Genomic DNA, 2,276 nt, shown 5'->3' with positions numbered 1-2,276 from the left:
GATCCGGCAAATGGAATCCTCTACATCTTGAGGGGAAACCATCATCAGGTCTGCCAACTCATCAATGACAATGACCATGTACGGCATTTTTTCATCACGACGACCGCTCTTGAGCATTTTATCATTGTACCGCTCTACGTCCCTTACACCTTCTTGGACGAATTTTTCATAGCGCTCTTCCATTTCTTTTACAGCCCATTTTAAAGCAGTCGTAGCCGCCTTCACATCTGTAATCACTGGAGATACAAGGTGTGGCAAATCATTGTACGGTGCTAATTCCACCATTTTAGGGTCAATCAATAGGAATTTAACGTCTTCATGGTGCGCTTTGTATAAGAGACTGATTAAAATTGTGTTGATACATACGCTTTTACCTGAGCCCGTAGCCCCTGCGATCAATCCGTGGGGCATCTTCTTCAAATTGGTTACAATGGAGTCTCCTCCAATATCAAGCCCTAAACCAACGGAAAGCGGCGAAGAATCAGCTTGAAAAGCTTCTGACTCGAAAATTTCCTGTAACCCTACCATTTGAGGGATTTGATTCGGAACTTCAATCCCTACTGCTTGTTTCCCTGGAATCGGTGCCTCTATTCGGATATCCCTTGCTGCCATGCTAAGTTTAATATCATCAGAGAGGTTCGTTATTTTACTGACCTTCACACCTGGTTCAGGCTGGACTTCAAATCTTGTTACGGTAGGGCCTTTCATTGCATTCACGACTTTTGCCCTCACATGGAAATGTCTCAATGTCGTCTCTAATAATTCCATTTGATCTGTGATCCATTGATCATCACCATCCGTATTACGGATTGGGTCCTCTAATAAATGAAGGGGAGTTTGGTATGTCTCTTTCTTAACAGGTGTTGTAGAGCGCTCCTCAACATGAGTACTCTGCTCTTTCTCTACTCTTTTGTTTGACTCCTCATGTCGAGGGGCTGGATTCCGATCACGCGATCGCTTGTCTCTTGGTGTCATGATCACATTAAACGGAACAGTCCTTTTTTGGGATCTATCTTTTGTTTGAGTTTTTTGTGGCTTCTTGTTCTCTTGTAAAACCGTATTTTCTTTAACAGGTTCTTTTGGCGTATCATTATCATCCTCACTGACAGAATCAGGTGCTGGGTTGGATGCTTCCTCTTTAAGTGAAGGAGTCAAATCTTTCGCATCAGGTTGCCTTGAGTTATCTTCGTACTCTTCTCGCTTAGACGTCTTTTCTTCCATACTTTCCTCTTCCTTATGATCGTCAATAGTCATTCGCTCTTGTTCATCGTCTCTCTGAGCAGGCGATTCATCCTGTTGAGTGAATGATTGTTCTGCCATAAGGCTATGGTCTTCTTCGTCTAATTGTTCCTCCGGAAGAACTACCTCCTCTTTCCGTTCTTCATTGCCCTCTTTAATCATGGACTCTTCTTCATCCTCAGCTAATGTAAGACCTTCGTATGCTTGAATGGATGACTCTTCTTCTTTAAATCCACGATCATTGGTGTCTTCATCTTGATCATTTAGTATTTCTGTCCAGCCTTCTTGTTCTTCATATTCTTTCTCGACGGCTTGTTCTTGACTTGTGTCTGTAGAATTTTCGTTTTGATCTTCATCCTCTTGATTAGCTGAGTTTTCCTTTATAGGTAAAGGGGTCTCTATCGCTGCCGCTTCTTCATTCACAAGCTTCTCGGAAAATGTAGAGTTTTCATTTTTCGTTTCTTCTGCCGGAGTCTCTTTATTTAAAGGTTTTTCAAATTGTTTCTGAATGGCACTCCGACTTGTACGTTCCTTATCTTCCGTGACTCTGCTCCGCAACCGTTTTCTGAGCTCCTGCCACTCTGCGTCATCTAAAGCCCTTGTTTCTTGTTGCTTATTCGGAACGACTGTGTTTTCTAATTTTTCTAGACCGACTGTCAATTGCCTGTTTTGATACCCATAAATGGGAGATGGCACATCGGTGGGTGTAAAAGGAATCGAGGATGTTTCTGGAAGTTCTTGCTTGTGCTCGACTCGCTTTTTCGGCTGACTCCTTTTTTCATTAGGGCTTTCTTTCTTTTGGTTGTCTGGTGTCTCGCTTCTTCTCTGTTTAGGACGTTCCGCACGATTCTCTCGAACGCTTCGCTGATCGTTTACTTGTTGATCCGGTATTACTGGAAAGCGAAACTCCCCTTGCTTAGGGTATTTGTATGTCATTTTCGTTTTTGCATTCATTTCATTTCGTTCGTATTCCTGTTTCTTCTCAGACTGAACATTTTCGTTCTTCTCATCATCAAACAATTTTTTTAGTTTGTTTT

Annotated in this window: 1 protein-coding gene; it reads right to left on the bottom strand. The window is 42.3% G+C overall.

The window, feature by feature from the left end; translation table 11 throughout:
* Positions 1-2,175: DNA translocase FtsK (locus LD39_RS15905; protein ID WP_081988483.1), on the bottom strand; the 2,175-nt coding region annotated here is incomplete at its 3' end.
* Positions 2,176-2,276: the final 101 nt, after the last annotated feature.

It is taken from the genome of Halobacillus sp. BBL2006, from assembly GCF_000786645.1.
GTDB lineage: Bacteria > Bacillota > Bacilli > Bacillales > Halobacillaceae > Halobacillus.
Note: the sequence above shows the minus strand (reverse complement) of the source record. Positions and strands in the feature narration are given on the sequence as shown.